The sequence below is a fragment of the Streptomyces sp. NPDC088124 genome, from assembly GCF_040685895.1.
Lineage (GTDB): Bacteria > Actinomycetota > Actinomycetes > Streptomycetales > Streptomycetaceae > Streptomyces.
Map to the genome: position 1 here is coordinate 163278 of NZ_JBFBJB010000009.1, position 22719 is coordinate 185996.

19 protein-coding genes are annotated in these 22719 nt (G+C 73.3%); 10 read left to right on the forward strand and 9 right to left on the reverse strand.

Going from position 1 to position 22719, the window contains the following annotated elements; translation table 11 throughout:
- The first annotated feature begins 11 nt into the window (after positions 1 to 11).
- The 6 genes from AB0P17_RS10195 to AB0P17_RS10220 all read left to right on the forward strand — a co-directional run bounded on the left by AB0P17_RS10195 (position 12) and on the right by AB0P17_RS10220 (position 6951).
- Positions 12 to 1778 (forward strand): hypothetical protein, encoded by a 1767-nt coding sequence (locus AB0P17_RS10195; RefSeq protein WP_365809362.1) that lies wholly within the window; start codon positions 12 to 14, stop codon positions 1776 to 1778.
- Positions 1779 to 1889: 111 nt separating this feature from the next.
- The gene (locus tag AB0P17_RS10200) at positions 1890 to 2894 is read left to right on the forward strand and encodes an ABC transporter substrate-binding protein (protein ID WP_365809363.1); all 1005 of its coding nucleotides are present in this window, start codon (positions 1890 to 1892) and stop codon (positions 2892 to 2894) included.
- Entirely contained in the window at positions 2891 to 3676 is a 786-nt protein-coding gene (locus AB0P17_RS10205) for an ABC transporter permease subunit (protein WP_365809365.1), read from the forward strand. Before AB0P17_RS10200 ends, AB0P17_RS10205 begins: the two co-directional genes overlap by 4 nt.
- The gene (locus tag AB0P17_RS10210; RefSeq protein ID WP_365809367.1) at positions 3673 to 4509 is read left to right on the forward strand and encodes an ABC transporter permease subunit; all 837 of its coding nucleotides are present in this window, start codon (positions 3673 to 3675) and stop codon (positions 4507 to 4509) included. Before AB0P17_RS10205 ends, AB0P17_RS10210 begins: the two co-directional genes overlap by 4 nt.
- A complete protein-coding gene (gene mdlC / locus AB0P17_RS10215) occupies positions 4506 to 6110 on the forward strand; it encodes a benzoylformate decarboxylase (protein WP_365809369.1) in 1605 nt (534 codons plus the stop codon). Before AB0P17_RS10210 ends, mdlC begins: the two co-directional genes overlap by 4 nt.
- A 130-nt stretch (positions 6111 to 6240) precedes the next feature.
- Positions 6241 to 6951, forward strand: a complete 711-nt coding sequence (locus AB0P17_RS10220; RefSeq protein WP_365809458.1) for an ABC transporter ATP-binding protein — start codon at positions 6241 to 6243, stop codon at positions 6949 to 6951.
- On the opposite strand, the gene AB0P17_RS10225 is transcribed toward AB0P17_RS10220, so the two are convergent.
- The 5 genes from AB0P17_RS10225 to AB0P17_RS10245 all read right to left on the reverse strand — a co-directional run bounded on the left by AB0P17_RS10225 (position 6926) and on the right by AB0P17_RS10245 (position 12923).
- Positions 6926 to 8743, reverse strand: a complete 1818-nt coding sequence (locus AB0P17_RS10225) for a hypothetical protein (protein WP_365809371.1) — start codon at positions 8741 to 8743, stop codon at positions 6926 to 6928. The genes AB0P17_RS10220 and AB0P17_RS10225 overlap by 26 nt on opposite strands.
- A gap of 28 nt (positions 8744 to 8771) precedes the next feature.
- A complete protein-coding gene (locus AB0P17_RS10230; protein WP_365809373.1) occupies positions 8772 to 9635 on the reverse strand; it encodes a carbohydrate ABC transporter permease in 864 nt (287 codons plus the stop codon).
- A 38-nt stretch (positions 9636 to 9673) separates the two neighbouring features.
- Positions 9674 to 10624 carry a sugar ABC transporter permease gene (locus AB0P17_RS10235; protein ID WP_365809375.1) on the reverse strand — a complete coding sequence of 317 codons (951 nt, stop codon included), beginning with the start codon at positions 10622 to 10624 and terminating at the stop codon, positions 9674 to 9676.
- 2 nt (positions 10625 to 10626) lie between these two features.
- On the reverse strand, positions 10627 to 11871 hold the full coding sequence (locus tag AB0P17_RS10240) for a sugar ABC transporter substrate-binding protein (RefSeq protein ID WP_365809377.1): 1245 nt from the start codon (positions 11869 to 11871) through the stop codon (positions 10627 to 10629).
- Positions 11872 to 12002: 131 nt separating this feature from the next.
- Positions 12003 to 12923: an ROK family protein gene (locus AB0P17_RS10245; protein WP_365809379.1), complete on the reverse strand. Its 921-nt coding sequence runs from the start codon at positions 12921 to 12923 to the stop codon at positions 12003 to 12005.
- Positions 12924 to 13045: 122 nt separating this feature from the next.
- Here AB0P17_RS10245 and AB0P17_RS10250 point away from each other — a divergent pair, with 122 nt between their 5' ends.
- From AB0P17_RS10250 to manD, 3 genes are all read left to right on the forward strand, one after another.
- Positions 13046 to 14248 carry an ROK family transcriptional regulator gene (locus AB0P17_RS10250; protein ID WP_365809381.1) on the forward strand — a complete coding sequence of 401 codons (1203 nt, stop codon included), beginning with the start codon at positions 13046 to 13048 and terminating at the stop codon, positions 14246 to 14248.
- A 247-nt stretch (positions 14249 to 14495) separates the two neighbouring features.
- A complete protein-coding gene (locus AB0P17_RS10255; protein ID WP_365809383.1) occupies positions 14496 to 16055 on the forward strand; it encodes a mannitol dehydrogenase family protein in 1560 nt (519 codons plus the stop codon).
- A gap of 65 nt (positions 16056 to 16120) precedes the next feature.
- A complete protein-coding gene (gene manD, locus AB0P17_RS10260; RefSeq protein WP_365809385.1) occupies positions 16121 to 17335 on the forward strand; it encodes a D-mannonate dehydratase ManD in 1215 nt (404 codons plus the stop codon).
- An 86-nt stretch (positions 17336 to 17421) separates the two neighbouring features.
- Here the strand turns inward: manD and AB0P17_RS10265 are convergent, their stop codons facing one another.
- Positions 17422 to 18855, reverse strand: a complete 1434-nt coding sequence (locus tag AB0P17_RS10265; RefSeq protein WP_365809387.1) for an NAD(P)/FAD-dependent oxidoreductase — start codon at positions 18853 to 18855, stop codon at positions 17422 to 17424.
- A 92-nt stretch (positions 18856 to 18947) separates the two neighbouring features.
- Here AB0P17_RS10265 and trxA point away from each other — a divergent pair, with 92 nt between their 5' ends.
- Complete coding sequence (gene trxA / locus AB0P17_RS10270) at positions 18948 to 19379, forward strand: thioredoxin (protein WP_365809389.1); 432 nt, start codon at positions 18948 to 18950, stop codon at positions 19377 to 19379.
- 95 nt (positions 19380 to 19474) lie between these two features.
- On the opposite strand, the gene AB0P17_RS10275 is transcribed toward trxA, so the two are convergent.
- The 3 genes from AB0P17_RS10275 to AB0P17_RS10285 form a co-directional block, all read right to left on the reverse strand.
- On the reverse strand, positions 19475 to 20911 hold the full coding sequence (locus tag AB0P17_RS10275; RefSeq protein WP_365809390.1) for an aldehyde dehydrogenase family protein: 1437 nt from the start codon (positions 20909 to 20911) through the stop codon (positions 19475 to 19477).
- Positions 20912 to 21062: 151 nt separating this feature from the next.
- Positions 21063 to 22253, reverse strand: a complete 1191-nt coding sequence (locus AB0P17_RS10280; protein ID WP_365809391.1) for a thiolase family protein — start codon at positions 22251 to 22253, stop codon at positions 21063 to 21065.
- Between the two features lie 161 nt (positions 22254 to 22414).
- The gene (locus AB0P17_RS10285; RefSeq protein ID WP_365809393.1) at positions 22415 to 22696 is read right to left on the reverse strand and encodes a hypothetical protein; all 282 of its coding nucleotides are present in this window, start codon (positions 22694 to 22696) and stop codon (positions 22415 to 22417) included.
- Positions 22697 to 22719 lie beyond the last annotated feature (23 nt).

The window sequence follows — 22719 nt, forward strand, 5'->3', positions numbered from 1 at the left end:
GGGGGGTCGCGATGTCCTGGGACGAGCAGCGCGGAACGGGTGGTTCCGACAGATCCGGCGGGTTCGGCGGAAGCGGCGGGGCCACCGGGTCCGGTGGGTTCGGAGAGCCCGAGGAGCGCGGCGGTTTCGGCGCGTACGGCGGAGACCGCGGTGCCGGTGGTCCGGGCGGGTACGGTGGTCCGGGCGGATACGGCGGGGCGGGTGGATACGGCGGGGCGGGCGGGGCCGGTGGCTTCGCGGCGCCGCCTCCTCCGCCACCGCCCGCACCGCCCGCCGTGCCGCCCGGGCCGGCCGACCCGCTGCGCGCCGTCGCGGTGGCGCTGCTCAACCTCAGCGGTCTTGGGCTCGGTTACGCGCTGGCGCGCCGCCGGCTCGCGATGGTCCTCTGCTGGGTGGCGACCGGGATCCTGCTGCTGATCGCCCTGCCCGCCGACCCCGACGGCGTTCCCGACGGGGCGCTCATCGTCTATCTCCTCTTCCTCGTGCTGGCGGCCGCCCACGGCGCCGCCGTCGGACTGCGTACTCCGCTGGCCTGGCCGCCGCGGGCGCCCGTCGCCGTCGCGCTCGGCCTCGCTCTGCTCGCCGCCCCGGTCGGCGGCGTCATGCTGTACGACGGCGCGCGCGAAGAGGCCACGCAGAAGCTGCTGCTGGACCGCCTCGACGAGGCCGACCGACTGGTCGAGAGCGCGCGGAGCCAGCCGTTCACCACGGCCCGACCCTCCTTCGAGGAGGCGCTCACCACCTACCGCGATCTCCAGGAGGACCACCCGGACTCGCGGGCCGCGGCGCGCGTCCCGAACCGGCTGACCGCCTACTACGAGGCGGTCGGCGGCCCGTACGACGAGCGGAACTACTGCGGCGCGATAGACCCGTTGAAGTATCTGCGCACGGTTCCCGGCACGGTGGGCAAGAAGCGCCTCGGCTCCCTGGTCACCTGGCCCGACGACCGGCTCGCCACCTCGCTGTACGAGTGCGGGGTCGGCGTCCTCGGCAATCCCAGCTCCGTGTCGGACGACGGCGGCTACCTCGGCGAACTGCTCACGGACTTCCCCGAGTCCGGCCAGGCGGCGAAGGTCGAGCCCGCGGTGCGCGCCTCGATCGGGACGACCGCCAAGGGCCTCAAGGGCTCCAACCCCTGCGACGTCACCGAGGAGTTGCGCACGCTCCGGGCCCAGACGGCGTCGCTCCCCGGTGAGCGGGCGGGCGTGGCCGACGCGCTGACCGAGGACACCGGCAAGGCGGACGCGCACATCCGTTCCGGTACGTACGCGTGCGGTGTCGACCAGTACCGGGACGGCGACTTCGAGACGTCGCTGACCACCATGAACGACTTCGTCAAGACGTACGCGAAGGACGGCAACCGGGCGCGGGCCGAGAAGATCGCCATCGCGGCGGAGATCGCCAAGGACGAGCCGGCGGCGGGCAAGCGGCTGCCCACGACCGCCTCCGGCGGCTCCATCTCGGTCACCATCAAGAACGACAGCCCCGACGCCGTCGAGGTCCTGTACACGGGCCCGGTCACCGGCCGCGTCACCCTCAAGGGGTGCGGCAGCTGTACGCGGTACTCCAGCGCGACATCCGCCTCGTTCAGCGCCTGCAAGGGCGGCACGAACTACCCGCAGAAGACGATCAGCCTCCCGGCGGGCACCACGTACTTCCTGCACAAGTCCAGGAGCAGCACGGCCACGTCCTCCGGCGCCGACAAGGCGAAGCTCCAGCCGGGCTACCTCTACACGGAGTGCGCGTACGTGGTGGAAGGCTCCATCACCGGGTTCTAGACACCGCGGCACCGGGCGCCGGACGAGGGCGGGGCGCGGCGTCCGGCACCCCGCACGGCCCGGGGGACGCCCTATGGTGCGGCCGGTCGCCTCCCCCTATGGTGCTGTGATATGGGACTCCAACTGCGCCGGTTCCGTGTGAGGTTGGCCGCCGTCGCGCTGATCCTGCCCCTGCTCCTCGCCGGCTGCGGAGGAGGCGCGGAAGGCTCCGGGGGGTCCGCCGACGCGTCGGGCGACCCGGGCGGTCCGGAGAAGCGGACGCTCACCGTCGCGGGACTTCCGCTCACCGACGTCGCCGCGCTGCACATCGCCGTCGACCGGGGGCTCTTCGCGGAGCAGGGGCTGACGGTGCGTGTCCAGCCGGTCCAGCAGAGCGTCCAGGCGCTGCCCGCGCTCGCGGGCGGGCAGGTGGACATCATCGGCGGCGCCAACTTCGTGACGTTCCTCCAGGCCCGGGAGAGGGGCACGCTCACCACCCGGGTGCTCGCCGAGGGAGCCAGGAACGCCCCGCGGATGATGGGCGTGCTGGTGCTGCCGGGCTCGAAGATCACGACACCGGAGGATCTGCGGGGCAAGCGGGTCGGGGTGAACATCCTCAACAACATCCAGTCGCTCACCCTCAACAGCGAGCTGGGCGAGCGCGGCGCGGGGCTCCCGGCCTACCGCCAGGTGCCGTTCCCGCAGATGGGCGCGTTGCTGGAACGGGGCCAGGTGGACGCCGTACACGCGGTCGAGCCCTTCACGTCGGCCATCAAACGCGATCTGAACGCCCGTACGGTCATCGACGGCGCCGCGTCGCCCGCCGACGGGCTGCCGCTCAGCGGCTATGTCACCACGCAGCGGTTCGTCGACACGTACCCGAGGACGGCCGCCGCCTTCCAGCGCGCGATCGCGGCGGCCCAGGCGATCGCGGACCAGGACCGCGACGCCGTGGAGCAGGTGCTCCCCGGCTACACGAAGATCACACCGGCCGAGGCGGCCGCCATCGGACTGCCGGGCTATCCGCCCACGTCGAGCGCCGCGGAGCTGAACAAGCTCATCGCGATGATGCGGGACCAGGGGCTGCTGACCCGGGCCATGGACGCGGCGGACCTGCTCTACGAGCCGGGCAGGTGAGACGGGGCGGCGCACGGGAGAGGCTGCTCGGGGCCGTCGGGGCGCTCGCCGCCTTCGCCCTCTGCGAGGCGCTCGGCCGCTCGGGGCTGGTACGGAGCTCCTACCTGCCGCCCGCCTCGGAGGTGCTGGTGCGGGCCGTCCGGCTCGGCGGGGACGCCGCGTTCCTGCGGGGCGTACGGGCCACCGTGGAGGCGTGGGCCGCCGGGCTGGCGCTGGCCGTCGCCGTCGCGGTCCCGCTCGGGCTGCTGCTGGGCAGCGTCCCGGCGGTGAACGAGTCCGTACGGGTGCTGATCGAACTGGTGCGCCCGGTGCCGTCCGTGGCGCTGATCCCGCTGGTGTCGCTGCTGCTGGGCGCGGGCGCCGGGACCACGGTCGCGCTGGTCGCCTTCGCGGCGCTCTGGCCGGTGCTGTTCAACACGGTCTACGGTCTTGGCGAGACCGATCCACTCGCCGAGGAGACCCTGCGGGCCTTCGGCTTCGGGCGGCTCGCGGTCCTCCTGCGGGCGGGGCTGCCGTCGGCCGCGCCGTTCATCGCGGCCGGGGTACGGATCTCCGCGGCGACGGCGCTGATCCTCGCGGTGGCGACCGAGATCCTGGCCGGGTTCGGCGAGGGGCTCGGGATCTTCATCGCCCAGGCGGGCACGGCCACGGACGGCACCACGGACGTCCTGGCCGCGGTGGTGTGGGCGGGGCTGCTGGGGCTGCTGATCAACGGGGTGCTCCTGGCGGCGGAGCGGCGGCTGTTCCCCTGGACGCCGGAGCACCGGGAGGCCGGCCCATGAGCTCCCGCGCCCTGCCGCACCGTACGGTGCTGCCGCGCGTCGGCGTTCCCCTCGGGGCGGTGGCGGCCTGGCAGGTGGCGGCGTGGGGGTACGGCAGTGTCCTCTTCCCCACCCCGGCGAGCATCCTGGCGCACGGCCACGCCCTGTGGTTCGCGGGACCTCCGGGGCGGCTCTTCCTCACCGACGACGCCGTCGCCAACCTGCTGCCGAGCCTCGGCCGGGTGGTCGCCGGGTTCTGTCTCGCCGCGCTCTGCGGCATCGTGCTCGGGCTGGCGCTGGGCCGCTCGCGGGACGCGTACGCACTGTGCGACCCGGTGCTCCAGTTCGCGCGCGCCGTCCCGCCGCCCGCGCTGGTGCCGGTCTTCGTCGTGCTCTTCGACCCGGGCACCCGGATGCAGCTCGCCTCGATCGTCTTCAGCGCGGTCTGGCCCGTACTGATCAACACCGCCGACGGGGTCCGGAGTGTGGATCCGCTGCGGCTGGAGGTCGCCGCGGCGCTGCGGATGTCGCCGGCCGAGCGGGTGCTGCTGCTCCATCTGCCCGCCGCGCTGCCGCGGGTCTTCGCCGGACTGCGGCTGAGCCTGTCGCTCTCGCTGATCCTCATGGTCTTCTCCGAACTGCTGCCCGGCACCGCGAACGGCATCGGCTTCCAGCTCATCGACGCCCAGACACGCTCCGATCTGCTCACCGTATGGGCGGTGATCGTGCTGCTGGGCGTGGTAGGGCAGGTACTCAACAGCGCGCTGGTGGCCCTCGAACGACTGCTCCTCGGCGGACGGCGCGAGGAGCGCGTCCCTTCCGCCACGAGACACGAGAGAGGCGGTTCCCGATGAGTACGACCGTCCGTCAGGCGGTGGTGGAGCTGTGCCGCGCCACCGGCATGACGACCGTCTTCGGCAACCCCGGCTCGACCGAACTGCGGATGTTCCGCGACTGGCCGGACGATTTCCGCTACGTCCTCGGGCTCCAGGAGTCCACCGCCGTCGCCATGGCGGCCGGCCACGCGCTGGGCACCGGACGGGCCGCGCTGGTGAGCCTGCACTCCGCCGGGGGTGTCGGCCACGCGCTGGGCGCGGTGTTCAACGCCTGCCGGGACCGGGTGCCGCTGGTGGTCGTCGCGGGCCAGCAGTCCCGCGCGCTGCTGCCCCTCCACCCCTTCCTCGGCGCCGACGAGCCGGCCCAGTTCCCGCGCCCCTACGTGAAGTTCAGCCGCCAGCCCGAGCGGGCCGCCGATGTGCCCGGAGCGCTCGCCGAGGCGCACCGCGTCGCCATGACCCACCCCAGGGGCCCGGTCTTCCTCTCCGTACCGGAGGACGACTGGGACCGGCCCGCCGAGCCGGTCGCCCCGCGCACCGTGCACGGCGGATACGGCGCGGACCCGGAGGCCCTGGCCCGGCTGGCCGCCGCGCTCGACGGGGCGCGGCGGCCCGCGCTGGTGATCGGGCCCGCCGTCGACGACGAGCGGGCGGTGTCCGAGGTCGCCGAACTGGCCGGGCGGGCCCGGGCGGCCGTCTGGATCAGCCCGCTCTCCGGCCGCTCCGGGTTCGACGAGCGCCATCCGTACTTCCAGGGCTTTCTGCCGCCCGTGGCCGACCAGTTGGCGGAGCGGCTCGCCCCGTACGATCTGGTGGTCGCGCTGGGCGCCCCGCTCTTCACGTACCACGTGCATGTGGCGGGACCACCGCTCGCGGCCGGCACCGAGCTGTACCACCTGGACTGCGATCCCGGTCAGGCCGCCTGGCTGCCGGTCGGCACGAGCATCGTCACCACGCTCCGCCCGGCCGTACGGGCGCTGGCCGCGCTGGTGCGGCAGGCCGACCGGCCGGTGCCCCCGGTGCGGGCCGTGGCGCCGCCCGCGCGGCGGGGCCCGGAGATCTCCCCCGAGCTGCTGCTGGACCTGCTCGGGGAGCGGCTGCCCCGGTCCACCGTGCTGGTGGAGGAGGCGCCCAGCCACCGGGACGCCCTGCACGCCCGGCTGCCGGTGAGCACCGCGGGCGGCTTCCTCACCACCGGCAGCGGGGCGCTCGGGTGGGGGCTGCCGCTGGCGGTGGGGCGGGCGCTCGCGGGCGGGGGGCGCGTGGTGTGCGTGCTCGGTGACGGCTCCGCGCTCTACTCGGTACAGGCGCTGTGGACGGCCGCCCGGCACCGCGCCCCGGTGACGTATCTCCTGCTGGACAACGGCGGTTACGGCGCGGTGCGCGCGCTGGGGCACCGGATCGGGGTCGCACCGGTCCCGGGGACGGACATCACCGGGATCGACTTCGCCGCGCTGGCCGCCGCGTTCGGCTGTCCCGGCCATGCGGTCGAACGGCCCGGGGAACTGCCCGCGGCGCTGGACCGGGTGCTCGGGCTGGGCCCGGACGACGGTCCCGCGCTGCTGCGGATCCGGGTGCCGGCCGACGACTCCCCGCTCTACGAACCCTGGGCCCGGTGACGGGGCCGTGCTGCGGATCGAAGGACTCGGCCACCGGTACGGCCGCGGGGCGGGCCGGACCGCCGGGGCACGCGCCGCGGACGGCGGGGCGGACCGCCGGGCGGGCGCGGCGAACGACGGGACCGAAGCGCTGCGGAACATCGAACTCACCGTTCCCGACGGCCAGTTGCTCACCATCGTGGGGCCCTCCGGGTGCGGCAAGTCCACCCTGCTGCGGTGTGTCGCCGGGCTCGTCCGCCCCACTTCCGGCCGGATCACCCTGGACGGCGCGCCCGTCGACGGGGTGCCCGACCGGCTCGGGATCGTCTTCCAGGACTACGGCCGCTCGCTCTTCCCATGGCTGTCCGTGCGGGACAACGTGGCGCTGCCGCTGCGCCGGCACGGTCTCGGCCGCGCCGCGCGGGGCGCCGCGGCGGCCCGGATGCTGGAGCAGGTCGGGCTGGCCGGGACGGCGCGGCGCCACCCGTGGCAGCTCTCCGGCGGCATGCAGCAGCGGGTCGCCCTGGCGCGGGCGCTCGTGGCCAGGCCGTCGCTGCTGCTGATGGACGAGCCGTTCGGGGCCCTGGACGCGCAGACCCGGGAGGAGCTGGAGGACCTGCTGCTGCGGCTGCACCGCGCGGAGGGCATGACGGTCCTGCTGGTCACCCACGACATCGACGAGAGCGTGTACGTGGGCGACCGCGTGGTCGTCCTGGCGCCGGGTCCCGGCCGGATCCGCGCCGACCTGCCGGTCGGGCTCCCGGCGGAGCGCGACCAGATCGCCACCCGCGGACTGCCGGAATTCACCGGCCTGCGCTCCGCGGTGGGCCGGGCGGTCAGGGCCGGGGCCCCGCCCCGGTGAGGGTCAGGGTGTAGGCACCGGGGACCCGGCCGGTGATCCGTACACGGGTGCCCGGCAGGGTGTCCCGCGCGCCCAGGTAGGTGAAGCGTTCGCCGTCGTCGAAGAGCGCGGGCTGCGCCGGGCCCGTACCGTTGCCGGGTCCGAAGCGGATGGTGTCCTCGCCCACGGTGTAGCTGCCGGTGCCGTCGGCCAGCTCGAACGCGTCGCTCCCCGGCACGGGGCGGGCCCCGGCCAGAACTCCCCCGCCCCGGAAGGTGAGTTCGAGGACGAAGGAGGTCGGGACGCCGGTCAGCCCGAGCCGTACGTCCACACCGGCTCCGGTCGGGACCACCTCGGCGTCGACGCGCAGCCGGTGCTCGTCGGCGGGGCGGTGGGCGAAGTCCATGGCGGCGAAGAAGCGTCCCTCGCCGCCCAGTTCGTACCCGCCGCCGGGGTGCCGCCGGTCCTCGGGCAGCGGCTGGTAGAAGCGGGCGGTGGTGGTCCTGGTCAGCGAGCAGCGCCCGTCGTCCGCCACCCGCAGGCCGTCGCCGCGGAACGGGCCGAGGCCGAAGAAGTTCACCGAGAGCCGTACCGCGTCGAGGACGGCGGCGCCCTGCCGGAACCTCAGGAAGGTGGGGTTGGTGGCGAGGCCCGAGGCGATGTCGGGGAAGCGGGCGTTGTCACCGCCGCCGTAGACCGTGACGGTACGGCGTCCCGTGCGCCACCGGGCCAGGCCGGAGTCGGCGAGGACGATCCGCGCCGGGCCGGCCCCGGCCGCCGGGTCCGTGGGCGGGGGTGACGGCGGGAGCGGCCGGGCGAGGGTGGGGTCGAGCAGGGTCTCCGCGAGGACGCCGACGGCGAGTTCGGCGCCGACGGGGCGAGCGAGGATGCCGGTGACGACCGCGGCGTAGTCGGCGCGTCCCTCCCGTACGGCGAATCTCCGGTACGGCAGCAGGAATCCGGCCCCGTCGAAGGCGGTGCGCTGGTCCTGGCGGCGGGAGTGCACGGACTCCACCGCGCCGTCCTCGTCGAAGAGCCGCGCGAAGGCGTCGAGGTTGCGCCGTACGGGATCGAGCAGTTCGGGGCGGTCGAGGGCGTCCGCGACGGCGAGGAGGGACGGGTTGGTCACATACGCGGCGTACAGGGGGCTGCGCTCGGAGTACATCCCGTCCGGCTGGAGGTCGACGCCCTCCGCGAGCCACTGGCCGACGCGGGCGGGCAGCCGCGGGTCCGGGTCGAGGCGGTGCAGCCTGGCGAGGGCGGCACACAGCTCCCAGCGGTGGTTCGGGGTGTGGACGCCGCCGGTCAGCAGCGCGGGGGTCACGGCGCGGCGGATCGCGGCCAGCCCGGCGCGCAGCCCGGCCGGTCCCGTACCGCCTTCCCCTTCGGGGGAGTTGCCGTACGCGTCGATCAGCTGGGTCGCCACGCACACGTCGTTGACGGTGAAGGAGGAGTCGGGCGGTGAGGCGAGGTTGTCGCCGCCGAAGAGTCCGTCCGCGCCCTGGAGCGTGGCGAGCTGGTCGAGCAACCGCCGGGCGGGGGGCAGGAGTCCGGAGTCGGTGTGCCAGCGGGAGCGCGGGTGGAGAAAGGCGGTGAGGAGTGTCTTGACACCGCTCGCGAGAGCGCGGTGCTCGGCGGTGGCGTACGCGCCGTCCGCGAGGGCGGCGCGCAGCTCGGGCACGTACCGGTCGAGCGGGGCCACCAGGGTGTCCACGAACGGCAGGTCGGTTCCCGGCGGCAGCGCCCGGTCCCGCCAGGGAGCGGGGTGCGGGGTGGGGTGAGGGGTGGCGTGCGGGGTGGGGTGAGGGGGCATCGGCTGGGTCACTGTGTTCGGCTCGCTCTCAGTCTTTCAGGCCCGCGTTGATGTCGGCGTTCATGACGTAGCGCTGGAACACCAGGAACATCACCAGCAGCGGCAGCAGGGAGATGACGGACGCGGCGATCAGCACCGGCCAGTCGATGTTCTGCGCGCCGATGAGGTTGCGCAGCGCGACCTGGAGGGTGAACCGCTCCTGGTCCCCGAGGACGATCAGCGGCCAGATGTAGTCGTTCCAGCGCCATTGGAAGGAGAAGATCGCCAGCGTCACCACGATCGGCCGGGCGATCGGCAGCATGATCCGCGCGAAGATGCCGATCTCGCTCGCGCCGTCGATGCGCGCCGCCTCCAGGATCTCGTCGGGGACGGTCATGAAGAACTGGCGGAACATGAAGATGCCGGTCGCGGTGATGATCGACGGGACGATGATCCCGGCGAGGGAGTCGTACAGTCCGAGCTCCCGCACGACGGCGAAGGACGGGGTGAGGATGACCTCGGTGGGCAGCATCGTCGTCGCGAGGACGCAGACGAAGAAGATCCTGATCCAGCGGGCGGAGTACTTCGCGAGGGCGTATCCGGTGCCGGCGCTGGCGAGGACCGTGAGGACGGTCGTGACGGAGGCGACGAGCAGGGTGTTGCCGAAGTAGCGCGCGAAGTGGATCCGCTGCCAGGCGTCCACGAACCCCTGGACGGTCCAGTCGCGGGGCAGGATGGAGAGCGGATAGCTGAAGAGTTCGCTGCCCGGTTTGAAGGCGCTGAGGACGAACCACAGGACCGGGAAGGCGAAGCAGGCGGCCAGCGCCCACAGCGCGAGGGTGACGGCGACCGTACGGGGTCCGTTCCCGCCGCCCCGGCCCGGCCGCCTCACGCGGCCCCCGGTGTCCCTCATGCGGCCTCCGGTGTCCCTCACGCGGCTCCCGGTGTCCTTCATGAGGCTCCCCGCCCTCGGCCGAGACGCATCTGCACCAGCGCGACCGCCAGCAGGATCGCCATCAGCACCATGGAGACCGCGCTCGCGTAGCCGACCTCGGCCCGCTTGAAGCCGGTCTCGTAGATGTACTGCACGATCAGGCGGTTGTCGGTGCCGGGACCACCGCCGTTGAGCGCCTGGACCATCGCGAACTCCTTGGTGGCGTTGATCGTCGCCAGCAGGATCACCATGAAGGAGGTGGGGGCGATGGCCGGCAGGGTGATGTGGCGGAACCGCTCCCATCCGTTCGCGCCGTCCAGTTCGGCCGCCTCGTAGTACGACGTCGGCACATTCCGCAGGGCCGCGATGAACAGCAGCATGTTGAACGCCGTGCCGCCCCAGGCGGTCGCGAGGACCACCACGGCGAGGGCGAGGTCCCCGTCCGAGGACCACTTGACCTCCGAGACACCGAGGGTGCTGAGGACGAAGTTGACGAAGCCGAAGTTCTCGCCGAAGAGCCAGCGCCAGATGACGCCCGTGACGATCGGGGAGATCAGCCACGGGAAGAAGAAGACGACCTTGGCGACGGTCGTGCCGCGGGCGAACCGGCTGACGAGGAGCACCGCGACGAGCAGGGAGAGGACGTAGGTGAGCGGGACGGACAGCACGACGTACACCGCCGTGCGCCCCAGGGCCGCGTAGAAGTCCGTGTCCCCGAAGAGGGTGCGGTAGTTGTCGAGGCCGACGAAGTCCGGCTGCCCGAAGCCCCGGTAGTCGGTGAACGAGTAGAGCAGTCCGAGCGCGCCCGGCCAGACGAAGAACAGCAGGAACATCACGATGTTGACCGCGGCGAGCACGATCGGTGCCGACCGGTAGCGGCCGGGCCGTCGCCGGCGGGGCGCCGCGGAGCGCGGCGGCGGGATGCTGCGGCGGCCTGCCACGACGGCCGCCGTCGACGTCGACTTCATGATCAGCGACCGGCCTCGGTGAACTTCTTCTCGATGGCGGCGACCGTGGTCCTCACGTCCTGGTCGCCGTTGAGGTACTTGACGGTCTCGTCCTTGATCGGATCGTCGGTGGACCCCTTGCCCCGGTAGGCGTCGGTCAGTTCGGTCCGCATCTGGAGAGAGCCGATCGGGCCGGACGAGGCGATCTCGTCGTTGTAGACGTCGAAGGCTTCCTTGTTCGCGGCGTACTTCACGTCGATGCCGTCCTCGACGGGGAGGAAGCCGGAGATCTCGCAGAGCTTCCGGTAGTTCTCCGGCGTGTACAGCCAGTCGATGAACTCCGCCGTCTTCTCCGCGGCCGGACCGTCGTACCCGACGACGTAGTTGGTGCCGAGGTTCGTGGCGCGCACGGGCTGCTTCGGCATCAGGACGGACTTCCACTCGAAGTCCTTGATGTTCTGGGAGAAGTCGGTGATCTGCCAGACACCCGAGTAGTACGCGGCGACGCGGCCGCTCTTGAACAGCGCGTTGGCGTCGTCCCCGGAGAGCCAGACGGAGCGGGGCATCATCTTGTCGTCGTTCAGCGCCTTGAAGCGCTCCAGGCCGGTGGTGGTCTCCGGGTTCGCGGCGTACGCGCCGCCCGCGTCCGGGCCGAAGCCGTTGCTGCCGTACTGGTAGAGGAAGGAGCGCAGCCGGTGGCTCGAACCGTCCATCACCATGCCGTACTTGGCGTCCGTCGCCTGCTGCACCTTCTTCAGCGAGGCGGTGAACTCGTCCCAGGTCCACTGGTCCTCGGCCGACTTCGGGTACGGCACCCCCGCCTTGTCGAAGAGGCTCTTGTTGATGAACAGGCCGACCGCGGTCAGGTCGGTCGGCAGGGCGTTGACCTGCCCCTTGGACGACTTCGCGAGGAGGTCCGCCTTGACCTTGTTCCTCTCGGCCGTGCCCGTCAGATCGAGCAGGGAATCGGCCCAGAGCGGGTCCACCGAGGGCACCCGGGCGAGCGCGGGGAGATCGCCCGCCTGGGCCGCGTTGCGCAGCTTGGTGCGCAGGTCGTCGTAGGGGATGTCGACGACATCGATCTCGACGCCGGTCTCCTTGGTGTACTCCTTCGCCATCGCGGCGAAGCCACCGCCCTGGTTCCCGTCGCCGGAGAGCCAGAACCTCAGGGTGCCGGGGTCTCCCCCCGCGCCGCTTTCGCCGCCGAACGCGCAGCCCGTGAGGGCGAGCGAGAAGACGGTCGCTATCGGGATGAGCTTCTTTCGCATGCCGTCCAACTTTCTTGGTGTGACCGGGGCGAACGGGGGGTGTCGAAGAGCCGCCGGAGGGAGGGTCTGCCCGGCGCGGTGTGTCCGGCGCCTCGGGTGGAGCGGCTCCGGAGGCGGGCGGTCCCGCCGCCTCAGGGACCTGGGCTCAGTGCCTCGCGCGCCGCGATCAGCGCGCCGGTGAGGGCGGCGTCGTCGTACGTACGGGAGCGCAGCAGCGTGGGCGGGAAGGGGACGAGCCGTTCCAGCGCGGCGGCGAGCGCCGTGAACACCTCGTCGTGCCGGGCCATCCCGCCGCCGACGACGATCCGCGCCGGGTCGAAGGCGATGGCGAGGTTGGCGACGGCGGCGGCGAACCGGCCGAGCCGGTCATGGATCTCCGCGCCGAAGCCGGCCTCGGCGGCCGCGAGTTCGAATGCCGTGCCGGCGGTGGCGTCCTCCCCTGTCCTGGCGCGCGCGAGCGCGGTCAGCGCCGCGCCGGAGAAGGCTTCCTCCAGGGGCGCCCGGTCCTCCCGTACGCCCGTGTCCGCGGGGTCGAGGACCTGGTAGCCGATCTCCCCGGCGGCACCGTTCTCGCCGGTCAGTACGGTCCCGCCGACCACCAGCGCGCAGGAGAGGCCGGTCCCGACGTTGAGATAGATGCCGTGTCCGACACCGGCCAGCCGGCCCTCCCTGGCCTCGGCCAGCGCCGCGGCCTTGACGTCGTTCATGACGGTGATCGCGGCCCGTGGGAAGAGCGCGGCGGCCACCCGGCGCACCCGCAGTTCCTCCCAGCCCGGGGTGTGGGGCGCGAAGAGCACCCCGGTCTCGGTGACGATCCCCGGGCAGACCAGCCCGGCGCCGCGCACGTCCGCGCGCTCGGCCCCGGGGCCGAGCAGGGCGTCCACGGTGTCCGCGATCCGCGCGAAGAGGGGGTGCGGGCCCTCCTCGGGGCGCGTGGGTATGCGCTCGGTGCGGCGCGCGGAGCCGTCCGCGCCGCCGGTGACGAGGAGCGCGGTCTTGGTTCCGCCGATGTCGACCGCCACCATGGGCCCCGGGCTGGCAAGCGCTTTCATGAGCGATGATTGTAAGGGAGCCTCCTAAATAAACAAGAGGTACGTCCGAACCTCCGCACGTCCGAACCTCCGCACGCCCGACGTGCGTCTGAACAGAAAGCCAGACCAGAGAAGAGGGCCCGTTGCCGAAGTCGTCCCCGATCGCGACCAGTACGACGTACATGCGCCACCTCAACGAACGATCCGTCTTCCACCACGTCTATGCCGCCGGATCCATCTCCATCCCCCAGCTCGTCACCGCGTCGGGGCTGTCGAAGCCCACGGTGAGCGCGGCGGTCGCCGCCCTGATCGACAACGGGCTGCTGCGCAGGCTGGGGGTACGGACGGGGCAGGCCGGCCGGGCCCCCCAGCTCTTCGGCCCCGAGCCCACCGCGGGCTGGGTCGCCGTGCTGGACATCGGGCGGCGCTGGGTGCGGCTGGCGCTGACCGATCTCACCGGTGACATCGTGCGGCACGTCCGGGTGCCCTCCGCCCGGGACGCCGAGGGGCTGGTGGGCGTCATCGAGGAACTGGTGTCCGCCGCCCTCGCCGAGCGGTCGCTGGCGATGGCGGACCTCCTCCAGATCGTCGTGGGCAGCCCCGGGGTGTACGACCCCGGGGAGGAGTCCTTCCGGCTGGCCTCGAACCTGCCCGGGTGGGAGTACGCCCTGCACGTCCGGAGGCTCCGGGACTTCTTCGCCGAGGCGGGCGCCGTCCGCTTCGAGAACGACGTGGACCTGGGCGCCCTCGGCGAGCGCACCAGAGGCCAGGGCCAGGACATCGACAACTTCGTCTATCTGCACGTCGGTTCGGGAGTGGGCGCCGGGATCGTGCTGAACGGCAGGCCGCTGCGCGGCACGCGGGGCATGGCCGGCGAGATCGCCTTCATGCCGGTCCTGCCGGTGCCCCGGCGCGGGCTGCCCGACGAGGTGCGCGAGCGGGGCATGCTGGAGACCGCGGCGGCGGCGGACGCGATCGTCGGCGCGGCGCGGGAGCGCGGGATGACGGACGCGACGACGGCCGAGGAGGTGCTGGCCGCCGCGGCGGCGGGCGACCCGCGGGCCCGCGAGGTGCTGACGGAGGAGGCCAGGCTGCTGGCCCTGACCCTGGCCGCGGTCGTCACCGTCGTGGACCCGGCCCTGGTCATCCTGGGCGGCGGCGTGGGCCGCCGGCTCGGCGACTACATCCCGGCCGTCCAGGCGGAGTTGTCACTGATCCTGCCGTTCGAACCGCCGCGCCTGGAGGTGTCGCTCCTCGGGGACCGGGGGATCCTCTACGGCGGGGTCGCCGCCGGGGTCGAGCTGGCGCGGGAGATCGCCCTGGCCCGGCGCTTCGCCAACGACTGAGGGACGGCCGGGGCCCGGCGGCGCGCGCGGACACGGGGCCACCCCGGCCGTGGCGGCCGAGGAGCGGCCCGCCGCCTCCCGGCGGCGCCGCCTCCCGGCACCCGCCGCCCCGGAGCCTCCCGCCCGTGGGCACCACCATTGCCACCTACCATACAAGGCTTGTATGGTAGTACTGCCGGAGATCGAGGACGCCGTGACGGACCGGCGTCCACCCCACCGGCGACGACCCACCGAGGAGCCCCCCGCGTTGAACGCCAGCCCGAGCCAGAGCCGCGGCCCGCACCCGCCCCCGGACGTGCCGCCGCTCTCCCGCGCCCGCCTTCCCGTACCCGGCCTCGCCCGCCCCCGTACCGCGCCGGAGCGGGGCATCGTCCATCTCGGGCTCGGCAACTTCCACCGGGCCCACCAGGCGGTCTACACCGCCGAGGCGCTCCGGCACGCCGAGGGCCCCTGGGGCATCACCGGGGTCGTCACCGGGCCGACGCAGCGCTCGCGGACCGTCGTGGAGGGCATGACCGCACAGGACGAGCTGTACACCGTCCTCACCCTCGGCGGCGACGGCTCGGTACGCGCGGACGCCCCCGGGGTGCATCACCCGGGGCTGCTCGGCGGGGACCAGGCCGAGGCGGTGGTGGACGCCATCGGCGCGGCCGGCACCCGGATCGTCACCCTGACCGTCACGGAGAAGGGGTACACGTTCACCCCGTCCGGCGGCCTGGACCTCGACGACCCGCGCGTCGCCGCCGACCTCACGGGAGCCGGTGCCCCGCGCTCCCCGCTCGGTCTGCTGCTGCGCGGACTGCAGCGCCGGGTGCGCGACCACGCCGCCCCGCTGACGGTGCTGACCTGCGACAACCTGACGGACAACGGCAGCAGGCTGCGGGAGTTGCTGGCGGAGTTCGCGGCGGCCCTGCCCGCCGGTGAGCGCGAGGAGCTGACCGCCTATCTCGCCTCCTCGGTGTCCACGCCCTCCACCATGGTCGACCGCATCGCGCCCGCCACCACCGACGGGCACCGCGCCCTGGTCGCCCGGCACTTCGGGGTGCGCGACGCGGTGCCGGTGCCGGCCGAGCCGTACCGGCTGTGGGTCCTCCAGGACGACTTCCGTGCCGGACGCCCCGCCTGGGAGAAGGCCGGCGCGGTCTTCACACCGGAGGTGGCGGGCTACGAGACGATGAAGCTGCGGCTCCTCAACGGCGCCCACTCCCTGCTCGCCTATCTCGGGCTGCTGCTCGGTCACCCGTCCATCGACCGCGCGGTGGCCGACCCGGGGCTCGGCGCCGCCGTCCGGCACGCCATGACCCGGGAGATCCTGCCGAGCCTCGACGTACCGGACGGGGTGGACGGCGCCACGTACATCGAGGAACTGCTCGAACGCTTCGCCAACCCCGCACTCGGTCACCGCACCGCGCAGGTCGCCACCGACGGCTCGCTGAAGATCCCGGTGCGGTGGGCGGGCCCGCTCGCCCACGGACTCGCCGCCGGCACGGTGCCCGATGTGCTGGCCCTCGGGGTGGCCGCGTACGTCCAGGTCGTCACGCGCGGCCCGGACGCGTACGACGAGCGGGCCCTCGGGACCGTACGGGACGACGCGACCGCCCGGCTGCGCGCGCTCGCGGCGCGCGCGGCCGAACCGGGCGCGGCGGCGCGGCTGGTGGTGGAGTCGGGCGACATCCTGCCCGAACCCGTCGCGGGGCGGCGGGAGTTCGCCGACCGTGTCGCCGGATACGCCCGGGACCTGGACCGGCACGGCGCCCGCGCCACCCTGGACGCGGCGCTGCGCGCCGCCACGGCTCCCCCTTCCTGAACGCCGCTCACCCGGCCGCAGTGCCGGCTCCCCCACCCATCACACGGAAAGGCGGTTTGCCCGCAATGGCCACCATCGTCGACGCCCAGGTCTTCGTCACCAGCCCGGGACGCAACTACGTCACTCTGAAGCTGACCACCTCCGACGGCGTCACGGGCATCGGCGACGCCACCCTCAACGGCCGTGAGCTGTCGGTGGCCTCCTACCTCTCCGACCATGTCTGCCCCCTTCTGATCGGGCAGGACGCGGACCGTATCGAGCAGATCTGGCAGTACCTCTACAAGGGCGCGTACTGGCGTCGGGGACCCGTCACCATGACGGCGATCGCCGCCGTCGACGTGGCGCTGTGGGACATCAAGGGCAAGGTGGCCGGGCTGCCCGTCTACCAGCTGCTCGGCGGCGCCGCCCGCGAGGGCGTCACCGTCTACGGCCACGCCAGCGGCAACGACATTCCCCAACTCCTCGACGACGTCGACCGGTTCCTCGGCCAGGGCTTCCGCGCGGTGCGGGCCCAGGCCGCGGTCCCCGGGCTGGAGCGCGTGTACGGCATGCGCAAGGGTGACGGGGTCACCTACGAGCCCGCGGACGGCGCCCTGCCGACCGAGGAGGCCTGGGACACCGGCGCCTACCTCGACTTCGTCCCCACCTACATGGCCGCGGTCCGGGAGCGGTTCGGCTACGGCTTCCAGCTGCTGCACGACGTGCACCACCGGCTCTCCCCGATCGAGGCGGCACGCCTCGGCAAGTCCCTTGAGCCGTACCGGATGTTCTGGATCGAGGACCCGACCCCCGCCGAGGACCAGGACGCCTTCCGGCTCATCCGGCAGCACACCACCACGCCGCTGGCGGTCGGCGAGATCTTCAACAGCATCTGGGACTGCCAGCACCTCATCACGAACCGGCTGATCGACTACATCCGTACGTCGGTGTCGCACGCCGGCGGGATCAGCCACCTCCGCAAGATCTTCTCCCTGGCGGAGCTGTACGGGGTGCGCACCGGCTCGCACGGCGCGGGCGACCTGTCCCCCGTCTCCTTCGCCGCGGCGCTCCATGTCGACCTCTCCGTCGCCAACTTCGGCATGCAGGAGTACATGGGCCACCTCAGCCCGTACGAGGAGGTGTTCCGGACGTCCTGGCGGTTCGAGGACGGTCTGATGCACCCCGGTGACCGTCCCGGGATCGGCGTCGACTTCGACGAGGAGGCCGCCGCCCGCTTCCCGTACAACCGCAAGTACCTGCCGGTGAACCGGCTGCGGGACGGCAGCGTCCACGACTGGTGACGGCGCCGCCGCACAAGGCCCGGTGACCGACTGTCAGGTCACCGGGCCTGCGCCTCTCCTTCCGTTTCCCTTCCCCCGGGGGCGCGTCACTGGTCGCGGTACGTCTCCAGCAGCCGCAGCCAGATCTCGCTGATCGTCGGGAACGACGGAACCGCGTGCCACAACCGGTCGATCGGCACCTCGCCGACCACGGCGACCGTCGCGGAGTGCAGCAGCTCACCGACCCCGGGGCCCGCGAGGGTGACCCCGCGCAGGATCTCCCGGTCCAGGTCGACGACCATGCGGGCGCGGCCCCGGTATCCGTCGGCGTAGAGGGCCGCGCCGGAGACGCCGGAGAGGTCGAAGTCGACCGCGCGGACCCGGTGGCCCGCCGCCTCGGCCTCCGCGAGGCTGAGGCCGACCGCGGCGATCTCCGGGTCGGTGAAGATGACCTGGGGGACGGCGGCGTGGTCGGCCGTCGCGGTGTGGGCGCTCCACGCGTCGGAGGCGGAGACGGCGGCGCCCTTGGCCCGCGCGGCGATGGCGGCGCCCGCCATCCGCGCCTGGTACTTGCCCTGATGGGTGAGGAGCGCGCGGTGGTTGACGTCGCCGACCGCGTACAGCCAGTCGCTCCCCTCCACCAGGCAGGTGTCGTCGACCGTCAGCCACGAGCCCGGTTCCAGGCCGACCGTCTTCAGGCCGAGGTCGTCGGTGCGCGGGGCGCGGCCGGTGGCGAAGAGGATCTCGTCGGCCTCGATCCGCTCGCCGTCCCCCAGCACGGCGGTGACGGGGCCGCTCGCGCCGTCACGTTCGACCGCCGCGACCGACACACCCGTACGGACGGTGGCGCCCGCCTCGGTGAGCGCCTCGGTGACCAGCTCGCCCGCGAACGGCTCCAGCCTGGGGAGCGGGCCGCCGCCCCGGATCAGCACGGTGACCTCGGAGCCGAGCGCCCGCCACGCGGTCGCCATCTCCATCCCCACCACGCCGCCGCCGACCACGACGAGCCGCGCGGGAACGGTCGGGGAGCTGGTGGCCTCCCGGCTGGTCCAGGCGCCGGCCCCGTCGATTCCCGGCAGTCCGGGCAGGACGGCCCGGCTGCCGGTGCACACGGCGACGGCGTGCCGCGCCGTCAGCACCCGCTCGGCGCCGTCGGAATCCGTCACCGTCACCCGCTTGGGGCCGTCCAGCCGGCCGTGGCCGCGGTGCAGGACGGCGCCGATCCCCTCCAGCCAGCCGACCTGCCCGTCGTCCTTCCAGTGCGCCGTGAAGTAGTCACGGTGCGCGAGCACGGCCGCGGCGTCCAGCGGGCCCCGGGCCGACTCGCTCAGCCCCGGCACCCTGCGCGCCTCGGCGCGCGCGATGGCCGGGCGCAGCAGCGCCTTACTGGGGATGCAGGCCCAGTACGAGCACTCACCGCCGACGAGTTCGCTCTCCACCACCGCCACGCTCAGTCCGGCCGCCCTGGCCCGGTCGGCGACGTTCTCCCCGACCGGTCCCGCACCCAGAACCACCACGTCGTACTCCACAGCTTCAGTCATGGGGACAGTCTCGCCGGGGGCGGGTCGCATGGCCACACGATCTTCGGGCAGGGGCCTGGACGGGTACAGGAATACGACGACAACCCGGACCGTTGTCGCAGGCGGCTTCACCGGAGAACAGGAAGAGGTATCAGGCCATGGCCACTGTGGAACTCACCAAGGAGAACTTCGACCGGACGGTGTCGGAGAACGACTTCATCCTGATCGATTTCTGGGCTTCGTGGTGCGGTCCGTGCCGCCAGTTCGCCCCGGTCTACGAGAAGGCGTCGGAGCGTCACGACGACCTCGTCTTCGCGAAGGTCGACACGGAGGCGCAGCAGGAGCTGGCCGCGGCCTTCGAGATCCGGTCGATCCCGACCCTGATGATCGTCCGCGACAACGTCGCCGTGTTCGCCCAGCCGGGCGCGCTGCCGGAGACCGCTCTGGAGGACGTGATCGGCCAGGCGCGCGCCCTGGACATGGACGAGGTGCGCAAGTCGGTGGCGGAGGCCGAGGCGAAGGCCAAGGAGGCCGAGCAGGGCTGAGCCGGGAGCGGGGCGGCGACCGGGACACGGCGGCGCCGGGACCGGGCACACGCTCCGGTCGGGGCGGCGGGTGGGTCCCACGGTTCGGCGTGCGTCTAGAAGGGGTGGCCCGCGGGCTCGCGCCGTACGGTCGTCCAGCGCAGTTCCGTGAACGCCTCCAGATTGGCCTCGCCGCCGAAGCGGGCGCCCGTGCCGGACGCGGCGATGCCGCCGAAGGGAGCGACCGCCTCGTCGTTGACGGTCTGGTCGTTGATGTGGGCGATCCCCGTGGGGATCCGGTCCGCCAGCTCCAGACCGAGCGCCGCGTCCCGGGTGACGATGCCCAGGGAGAGACCGTACGGGCCCGCCGACGCCAGCGCGGCGGCCTCGTCCAGTCCGCTGAACGGGCGTACGGGCGCGACCGGGCCGAAGACCTCCTCCATGTAGGCGGGGGTGTGGTCGTCGACGTCGGCGAGGACCGTGGGGCGGTAGAAGAGGTCGCGGTGGGTACCGCCCTCGGCGACCCTGGCCCCGCGGGCCGCGCTCGCCTCCACCAGGGCGTCGATCTTGGCCAGTTGGGCCGTGTCGATGACCGGCCCGAGGTGGACCTGCTCACGGTACGGATCTCCCACGGCCAGCGACGCGGCCCTGGCGGCGAGCCGCTCGACGTACTCCTCGTACAGCGAGGCGTGGACGAGATGGCGTCCGGTGGTCATACAGATCTGGCCCTGGTGGAAGAAGGATCCCCAGGTCGCCTGGGAGACGGCGGCCTCGATGTCGGCGTCGGCCAGGACGACCAGCGCGGAGTTGCCGCCGAGTTCGAGATGGGCGCGCTTCAGGGCACGGCCCGCCGCCGCACCGACCGCGCGCCCGGCGGCGGTCGAACCGGTGAAGGAGATCACCGGCACCCGCGCGTCCGCGACCAGCGCCTGTCCGGTCTCCGCGCCACCGGGCAGGATGTGCAGCAGCTCTTCCGGGAGTCCGGCCTCCGCGAGGACCGCGGCGAGCGCGAGCCCGCCGCAGACGGCGGTGCGCGGGTCCGGCTTGAGCAGCACCGCGTTGCCGAGCGCCAGGGCCGGGGCGACCGACCGGATGGAGAGGATCAGCGGCGCGTTGAACGGCGCGATGACGCCGACGACCCCGGCCGGGACGCGCCGGGTGTAGGAGAGCCTGGGCTCCTCGCTCGGCAGCACCTGGCCGGTGGGGCGGGAGGCGAGCGCCGCGGCCTCGTAGCACTCCTGGGCGGCGACATGCAGTTCGAAGCCCGCCTTGCCGGGGATGGACCCGGACTCCCGTACCAGCCAGTCGCGCAGCTCGTCGGCGTGCGCGGCGAACAGGTCGCCCGCGCGCCGCAGCACCCCGGCCCGTACCAGGTGCGGGGTGGCCGCCCAGGCCCGCTGGGCCGCCGCGGCGGCCTCCGACGCGGCGGCGACGTCCTCGGGGGCGGCGAGGCCGAGAGTGCCCAGGATGTCACCGGTGGCGGGCTCCACGACCGGGGACTCGCCTCCCGACAGCCCGACGGGCTGCCAGGTCTTGGGATCGAGCAGGGACATGAAGGCTCTCCAGTCGCTCGGATGATCCGGTACGGTACAGCGATTCGACCAGGGGTGCGACGGGCGCGGCGCAGCGGTGCGTGCGGCCGGGCCGGGCCGAACTCCTCCGTCTGCAAGAGGTGTTGAGGCCGCGCTCCGGCCGGCCCGGTGGTCAGCGTTCGAGGACGAGCGCCAGCCCCTGCCCCACCCCGATGCAGAGCGCGGCGAGCCCGGTGCCCGAGCCGGCCGCGGCGAGCTGGTGGGCGACGGACCCGGCGAGCCGGGCACCGGAGGCGCCCAGGGGGTGGCCGATCGCGATGGCGCCGCCGCGCGGGTTGACGAGGGCCGGGTCCAGCTCGGGCCACTCGGCGAGGCAGCCCAGCGACTGCGCGGCAAACGCCTCGTTCAGCTCGAAGGTGGTGAGATCGGCGAAGGTACGCCCCGCCTTGTCCAGGGCGCGCCGCACGGCCTCGACCGGCCCCAGGCCGAAGAGCTGCGGCTCGACACCGGTGACCGCCGAGGCGCGGATCCGGGCCAGCGGCTCGCGGCCGGTCTCGCGCAGCCCCGCCTCGTCGACGAGGAGCAGGGCGGCGGCGCCGTCGTTGAGGGGCGAGGCGTTCCCGGCGGTCACCGTCCCGGTCCCGTCGTCACGGAACGACGGCTTCAGCTTGGCGAGCGCCTCCATGGAGGTGGTGTCGCGGATGCATTCGTCCCGCGCGAGCTCCACCCCGTCGTACGGGACGACCTCGCCGTCGTAGAGTCCGGCCGCCCAGGCCGCGGCGGCCTTGCGGTGGCTGGCGAGCGCGAAGGCGTCCTGCCGCTCCCGGCCGAGGGCGTGCTTGTCCGCGATCAGTTCGGCCCCCTCACCGAGCGGAACGCTCCACTCCGCGGGCATCCTCGGGTTGGTCATCCGCCAGCCCAGGGTGGTCGAGTGGAGCTGCTGGTGACCGGCCGGGAAGGCGCGCTCCGGCTTCTGGAGGACCCAGGGGGCCCGGGACATGGACTCGACGCCGCCCGCCACGACGACGGAGGCGTCGCCGAGGGCGACCGCGCGGGCGGCCTGGATGACCGCTTCGAGACCGGATCCGCAGAGCCGGTTCACCGTCACCCCCGGGACGGAGACGGGCAGTCCGGCGAGGAGCACCGCCATCCGCGCCACGTCGCGGTTGTCCTCGCCCGCGCCGTTCGCGTCGCCGAGGACCACGTCGTCGATCCGCGCCGGGTCGAGGTCCGGGGTACGGTCCACCAGCGACCGCACCACATGGGCGGCGAGGTCGTCGGGGCGTACGGAGGAGAGGGCACCCCCGAACCTGCCGATCGGGGTGCGGACGGCGTCGACGATGTAGACGTCGCGAATGCTCATCGGATCTCCGGCTTCTCTGCCCCGGCGCACATTCCGCCACCCTCGACGCTGTTCGCCTGGTGAACTTTGGTTCATAATGGCTCGCCGTCAGAGTCTCTGCCCGGTGCCGACCGCTGTCAACGGGCCCCGGGGGCGGAAAAGCCGGGCGGAAGTCCGGTCCTTCAGGCCGGAGTCCGGCCCTCGGGTACGGCGACCACCCGCACCGTCATCCCGTAGTCGAGCTCCTCCCCGTCGATGAGCAGCGCCTCCACCGTGCGGGTCTCGGGGTCGATGTCCGCCTCCATGCCGTTGCCCGCGTACCGCGGATAGCCGGAGGCCCCGGTGTCACCCGTCGCCTCGACCACGGCCGAGCGCAGGGCGTTCTCCGGCCAGGGCGGTCCTTCGTGCTCCTCGGTGAACCCCGCGACCAGCAGAAGCTCGAACCGCTGCGGAACAGTAGCCATACCGTCGACGCTAGCCACCCGGC